The 6,831-nt window shown below is 27.3% G+C and carries 6 protein-coding genes; all 6 read left to right on the top strand.

The annotated features are described in order from the left end of the window. The first annotated feature begins 163 nt into the window (after positions 1-163). The 6 genes from BBA70_RS03235 to mnmA all read left to right on the top strand — a co-directional run bounded on the left by BBA70_RS03235 (position 164) and on the right by mnmA (position 6,796). Positions 164-364 (top strand): hypothetical protein, encoded by a 201-nt coding sequence (locus tag BBA70_RS03235; protein ID WP_252861648.1) that lies wholly within the window; start codon positions 164-166, stop codon positions 362-364. Positions 365-587: 223 nt separating this feature from the next. Beyond that, positions 588-857, top strand: a complete 270-nt coding sequence (locus BBA70_RS03230) for a GroES family chaperonin (RefSeq protein ID WP_011412880.1) — start codon at positions 588-590, stop codon at positions 855-857. A 125-nt stretch (positions 858-982) separates the two neighbouring features. Then, positions 983-2,593: a chaperonin GroEL gene (gene groL / locus BBA70_RS03225; protein WP_011412879.1), complete on the top strand. Its 1,611-nt coding sequence runs from the start codon at positions 983-985 to the stop codon at positions 2,591-2,593. A gap of 157 nt (positions 2,594-2,750) precedes the next feature. Then, positions 2,751-3,254 carry a hypothetical protein gene (locus tag BBA70_RS03220; RefSeq protein WP_252861647.1) on the top strand — a complete coding sequence of 168 codons (504 nt, stop codon included), beginning with the start codon at positions 2,751-2,753 and terminating at the stop codon, positions 3,252-3,254. Between the two features lie 395 nt (positions 3,255-3,649). Continuing rightward, a complete protein-coding gene (locus tag BBA70_RS03215) occupies positions 3,650-5,557 on the top strand; it encodes a nitrilase-related carbon-nitrogen hydrolase (protein ID WP_011412877.1) in 1,908 nt (635 codons plus the stop codon). 66 nt (positions 5,558-5,623) lie between these two features. Next, positions 5,624-6,796 carry a tRNA 2-thiouridine(34) synthase MnmA gene (gene mnmA / locus BBA70_RS03210; RefSeq protein WP_274376791.1) on the top strand — a complete coding sequence of 391 codons (1,173 nt, stop codon included), beginning with the start codon at positions 5,624-5,626 and terminating at the stop codon, positions 6,794-6,796. Positions 6,797-6,831: the final 35 nt, after the last annotated feature.

The following is a 6,831-nucleotide window of genomic DNA, read 5'->3' as shown; positions in this document are numbered from 1 at the left end:
AAAATTAATGCCTCTTTATCTTGGTCTTTACAGGATTGTTATATTATAAAGATTTAAGTCATTTTAATATTAATAAAAAAATATTATACGTTTATTAATCATTTTAATTATAATTATGTTAATTCATACTTGTCTTTATACTATAAATGGTTATTTATGTTATTTGCCAAGTATTAAATATATTCTAAAAGACAATTCCCATTATAATATTTTTTTTGCTAATGGAATAACTTCTTTTATTACTATTTTTGTTCTTAATTTAGAAACAGTTATTACTTGTAATTTATTATTATTGGTTTGTGTTATTTATCTTAATCCAAGATTAAAGATTATTTATCAAACTTATTTTTATGATAATAAATAACAACATAAATAAAAAACTTTGTTGCAATTTCAAACCATAAACATAAAATAATTTTTTGAATCCCCCCAAAAAACCTAATTAATTCTTTTAACACTTGCCAATTATTAAATCTTATGATATAATAAAATTGCTTTGGCACTTAAATTATTTAGTGCTAAAATTAAATCATTACAAAAATATTTTATTTACTATAATAAATTACTAAATTAAAAGGAGTTTAATCATGAAACAAAAAACAATTATCCCTTTACATGACAATGTTGTTTTAAAATTGAAAATGGAAGAAACCAAAACAGCTAGCGGAATTATTTTAGCTTTATCAGAAAGAGAAAAATCCTCTGTTGGAGTTGTTGTTGGAGTAGGTTCTAAAGTTGAAGGTTTAAAAAAAGATGACGAAGTGGTTTATAAAAGCTATTCTGGTAGCAAAGTTACTTTAGGAGAAAAAGATTATTTAATTGTTGCTGTAAAAGATATTTTGGCACAAATTAAATAATATAATATAGATAAGATAAATAATTATAAACTAAATATTAATAAATAAAAAGGCAATATTTTAATCCCTTTTTAAAATCATAAATCATAAAAATATTAATAAATCAATAAATAAGGAGTAATAAAATGAGTAAAAAAATACTTTATGGCAAAGAAGCAAGAAAAGCTTTATTACAAGGAGTAGATGCAATTGCAAATACTGTTAAAGTTACTTTAGGACCTAAAGGACGTAATGTTATTTTAGAAAAAGCCTACGAGTCGCCCGCTATTGTAAATGATGGTGTTTCTATTGCAAAAGAAATTGAATTAAAAAATCCTTATCAAAATATGGGAGCAAAGTTAGTATATGAAGTGGCTTCTAAAACTAACGATAAAGCAGGAGATGGAACAACTACAGCAACTGTTTTGGCACAAAGTATGATTCATCGTGGTTTTGATGCAATTGATGCAGGAGCTAATCCTGTTTTAGTAAAAGAAGGAATTGAGTTAGCTTCATTAACAGTTGCAAAAAAACTTTTAGCTAAATCTAAAAAAGTAGACGACCAAGAAGATATTCAAAATGTGGCTTCTGTTTCATCAGGTAGTCAAGAAATTGGTAAAATCATTGCCCAAGCGATGCAAAAAGTAGGTAAAGATGGAGTTATTAATGTTGATGAATCCAAAGGTTTTGAAACAGAATTAGAAGTTGTTGAAGGATTGCAGTACGATAAAGGATATGCTTCTCCTTATTTTGTCTCTGATAGAGAAAGTATGACAGTACATTTAGAAAATGCGTTAGTTTTAGTAACTGATCATAAAATTAGCACCGTGCAAGAAATTGTACCTATTTTGGAAGAAGTAGTAAAAGCATCTAGACCTTTGTTAATTGTAGCTGAAGCAGTGGAAAATGAAGTTTTAGGGGTTTTGGTAGCTAATAAATTAAGAGGAACTTTTAATGTAGTTGTAACTAATGCTCCTGGTTTTGGCGATAATCAAAAAGAAATGTTAAAAGATATTGCAGTACTTACAAAAGCTAATTTTGTTTTTAAAGATCTTAATATGAAATTAGCAGATTTAAAAATGGATGATTTAGGAAATATCAATAAAGTTATTATTAAAAAAGATAATACTACTTTGATAAGCAATTCTAAAAGTCCTGAATTAGAAAAACGTATTCAATTATTAAAAACCCAAATTAAAAATTCTACTTCTGATTATGAAACTAAAAATTTGCAAGAAAGATTAGCTAAATTATCAGGAGGAGTTGCCTTAATTAAAGTTGGGGCTGCAACTGATACTGAATTAAAAGATAAAAAATTACGTATTGAAGATGCTCTTAATGCTACTAAAGCTGCTATTACTGAGGGAATTGTAGTTGGTGGTGGAAAAGCTTTAGTTGAGGTCTATCAAGAATTAAAAGATACTTTAGTATCTGATAATAAAGAAGTACAACAAGGAATTGATTTGGTAGTACAAAGTCTTTTAGTGCCTACTTATCAAATTGCTTATAATGCAGGATTTTCAGGTAAAGATGTAGTAAAACAACAACTTTTACAACCCTCAAATTTTGGTTTTAATGCTAAAGAAGGTAAATATGTTTGTCTATTAAAAGAAGGCATAATTGATCCTACTAAAGTAACTCGTCAAGCTGTTATTAATGCTGCTTCTATCTCTGCTTTGATGATTACAACTGAGGCTGCTGTTGTAAGTTTTAAAGAAAATAAAGATAATAACTTTGATTTAGGGACACAAGAATAATTTTTTGTAACTAATAAAGCTTTATTTTTTTAATTATTATTTCTCATTTTTCTTTTTTTCATGTTAAAATAATAGTAGGTTTTGATTGTATTTTAAATCTTTGTTAGAAAACAACTCAAACCATATAATTATATAACGCAAGAAAGGAGAACAAACAATGCAAAATCAAAAAACTCAAAAATCTTTAATTGCTAAAGTTTTAGTTTTATTTGCTGCTGTTTCTTTAATGTTTGTTGGCGTTCAAGTTTTTGCTAATAATGTTATCGATTTAAATTCAGCAACATTACCATCAGGAACTGACAAACTTACTTTTAAATCAGATGAAGAAGCTAAACAAATAGTTTCAATTGTTAAAGCTTTAAAAGCTGCTAAAGTAGATAAAATTTATACTGATGTTTTAACAGATGAAAATGTTGATGTTACAGTTGATGTAGCCGATACAAATGCAAAAAAAGTAATAGTTAAAGCTAAAACTACGAAACCTGATGTTGTTACAGGTGGAGTAACTTACACTTATGTAGTTGACGCTGGTAAAGGTGTTTCTACTACATCTTGGTACAAATCATGGTGGTTTTTAACATTAGTAGCTGTTACAGTTGTTGCTGCTATTGGTGGTGGCGTTTTCTTTGTTAAAAAAACAAAAAAACTAATTAATCCCTAATTATACTGTTTTTAAAAAAAGCTAGGTTTTTTTTAACCTAGTTTTTTTTATTTATCTTTATTATTAATAATAGTTTTTATCAATAAAATAATCTTTATAAATACAATTATAATCAAAAATTATTATTAATAATAAAAAAGAATTAATTATAAGGTTTTATTTGGGAAAATTATTAAAAAATTATATAATATATATAATGGTTTTATTTTTTTATCATCCTAAACCATATAAATACTTATCAATTTATTTAACATCAATATAAAAAATTATTTAAAAATAAACAATAAAAATTATAGTTATTAACATTAAATTATCTTAATAAAAAATATTAGTTATCATAAATATTAAACTTTAATTATTAAAAAATGAATAACTAAGGAAGCAAATAAAAGAAAATGTACAAAAACGGTTCTATTAAAATTGAATTAGCAAGTCCTCCTTTAACAGTAGGCAATCCCTTAAAAAATGCTTATAGTATGCAAAATGTTCTAAAAAAAAGTAAAGCCAGTTTTGTTTTGTTCCCTGAACTTTGTTTAAGTAGTTATACAGCAGGAGATCTTTTTTTTGAAACTAATTTTTTAGAACAAAATTTTCAAGCTTTAGATTGGCTTTTAAAAAATAATTCTTTTGAAGGAGTCTATATTTTAGGTATGCCTCTTGCTTTGCATGAAGTTTTATTTAATGTAGCAGTTATCATTCAAAAAGATAAAATATTAGGAATAACCCCTAAAAAAACTATTCCCAATTATAAAGAATTTAGTGAAAAAAGATGGTTTCAATCAGGTAAAACCTGTGAATCCCAATACATCCAAATTTTGGGTCAAACAGTTCCTTTTGGAGATGTTTTATTTATTAATTCTCAATTTGATCTTATTTTTGGAGTAGAAATTTGTCAAGATTTATGGACTGTCTTTTCTCCTGGCGATCTACTTTCCTTAAATGGGGCTCATTTAATTTTTAACCTTTCTGCTTCAACTGATCACATAGGCAAACTTGATTTAAGAAAAAATGCCGTTCTTGATCATTCGCGCAAACAAATTGGAGGCTATTTTTACACCAGTAGCGGAATTACTGAATCCACTGTTGATAATTTATTTTCTAACCACAAAATGGCTGCTTTGTTAGGCGAAATGGTCTCCGAAAAAGATTTATTTAATCAAGATGTAAGTTTAGTAGTTGATGTTTGTGTTGATTTAATTAAATTTCAAAGAAGAATTGATACTACTTATGGTGACCAAAGAATAGGTAAACAACATCCTTTTTTAAAAGCTTATTTTGAACTTAAAGAAACACCTCATTATTATTTTGAAAAACCAATCAATCAAACGCCTTTTATTCCTCAATCAAATGTTGCTTCGCACTTAAAATTGGCAAACGAAATTCAAGTATTAGCACTTAAAACCAAACTTAGCAATTTGAACGCCAAAATAATTGTAGAAATTACTGAAAATATTAAAGATTTATTAACTTTAGTAGTTGCTTTTCAAAGTTTTTCCTTATTGCAAAAACCATTAGAAGATTTAATTGTAATCCTAAATCCACTTCTTTTTTCTAACCCAACTCATTATCAACTCCTCAAAGATTTTTTACAAACTAAAGGAGTTTGTCACATTTGTGAAAGTGGTTTTTTAAATAAAAAAGATTTGTTAGCCTTTTTGGGACTTGACAAAATTGATGCCACAAACAACACAAGCGCAACAAATGAAACAAACAAAATAGCTACTTTAGTCAAAAATGTTAACAACATTTCTATTTTATCAAACGAGCTTGCTTCTTGTACCAAAGACCTAGATCAAGTTTTTTTAAAGGAATTGGCTTCCCAAACGCAAAAGTTTTTGTTGTTAGAAAATAATAATTTTTCGGATATGGCTTTAGGAAAAAACAATCCTCGTAGTCATTATGACCACATTTATAATGTCAATGCTGGTGTTCCTAACGTTTTAGTTAAAGAATTATTACTTTATCATTTAGAAAACAACCATTTACAAATTGCACCTTCCTTAAAAAAATTATATCAAAAATTAGCACAAGAAAACATTAATCAAAAATTAATTATAGAAGATTTTATTCTTTGTTGCCACATCAAAAAAGGTTTTACCAAAACCAAAATTGCTTGGTTATTACAAATTGCCTTTGATTTGAGTCAAGAAAAAAGCAATCAATTAGTTGTTTCATATCTTAAAACTTTTTATCAAAACCAATTTAAAAGACAAAATGTGGCACCAGGTCCTAAAGTTTTAGAAAATAGTCTTTCGCCCAGAAATGAATTTTTGCTTCCTATTTATCTACAAAGACAAGAATAAAAAGTAATAAAACAAATTTCCAAAAAAACCAAAATATCAAAACATCAATAAAATATCATCAAAATAATACATAACAAACTAAAAAAAGAAAAGGAGCAAAAAATGACAAAAGTTGTTGTTGGTTTATCAGGAGGAGTTGATAGTGCCGTTGCTGCTTTTCTTTTAAAAAAACAAGGTTATTTGGTAGAAGCAGTTTTTATGCGTAATTGGGATAGCAATCTTAATTTTGATATCCAAGGCAATCCCACTTTAAATGACATATGCCCGCAAGAACTAGATTATAAAGATGCCTTAAAAGTGTCTGAACAACTAGGAATTAAGTTACATCGTGTTGATTTTATTGAAGAATATTGGCAAAAAGTATTTATGTCTTTTATAAAAGCCTTTGAAAATAATCTTACTCCAAATCCCGATATTTTGTGTAATAATGAAATTAAATTTAGAGCTTTCATTGAGTATGTAACAACAAAACTTGCCCCTCGATATATTGCTATGGGACATTATGCTAACATCATATATGAAACTTTTTCGGAACAAAAATTATTTCCACAACTTGCTTGTGCTGTGGATCAAAACAAAGATCAAACTTATTTTTTATCACAACTAGCAACTAAACAATTACAAAATATTTTGTTTCCTTTGGGTAATCTCACCAAACAAGAAGTACGCCAAATTGCTTTAGAAAATAATTTAATTAATGCCACTAAAAAAGATTCCACAGGGATTTGTTTTATTGGTGAAAGAAATTTTTTTCAATTCCTAAGCAACTATTTACCCGCTCAAAAAGGTGATATTAAAACTTTGGATGGTACTTTTTTAGCACATCACAAAGGAGTAATGTATTATACTATAGGGCAACGCAAAAATTTAGGTTTGGGTGATTTTTCCAGCCAAAAACCTTGGTTTGTCGTGGGAAAACACCTTCAAACTAACACTTTATACGTAGAACAAGGCAACACACATCCTTATTTATACAGCGACAAAGCCTTAATTAGTGATATTGTTTGGCGCGGTAAAAAAACCAATCTGCACTTGCAAGCCAAAATGCGTTACCGCCAACCCAATCAAGATGTTATTTTAACTTGGATAGACCAAAATACCTTAGAAATTTATTATCCTCAAACAATTAAAGCAGTAACTCCAGGGCAAATATGTGCTTTTTATAATAATAATATTTGTTGTGGTGCAGGTGTTATTAAAGAAGTTTATTTTCAAGGCACAAAAAGATTATACACTTAATTTATTTTTTGCTTCCTTTTATTTTCTTTGCTTTT

The organism is New Jersey aster yellows phytoplasma, from assembly GCF_002554195.1.
GTDB lineage: Bacteria > Bacillota_I > Bacilli_A > Acholeplasmatales > Acholeplasmataceae > Phytoplasma.
The sequence above is the reverse complement of the archived record's forward strand: the minus strand, read 5'-3'. Positions and strand labels throughout refer to the sequence as shown.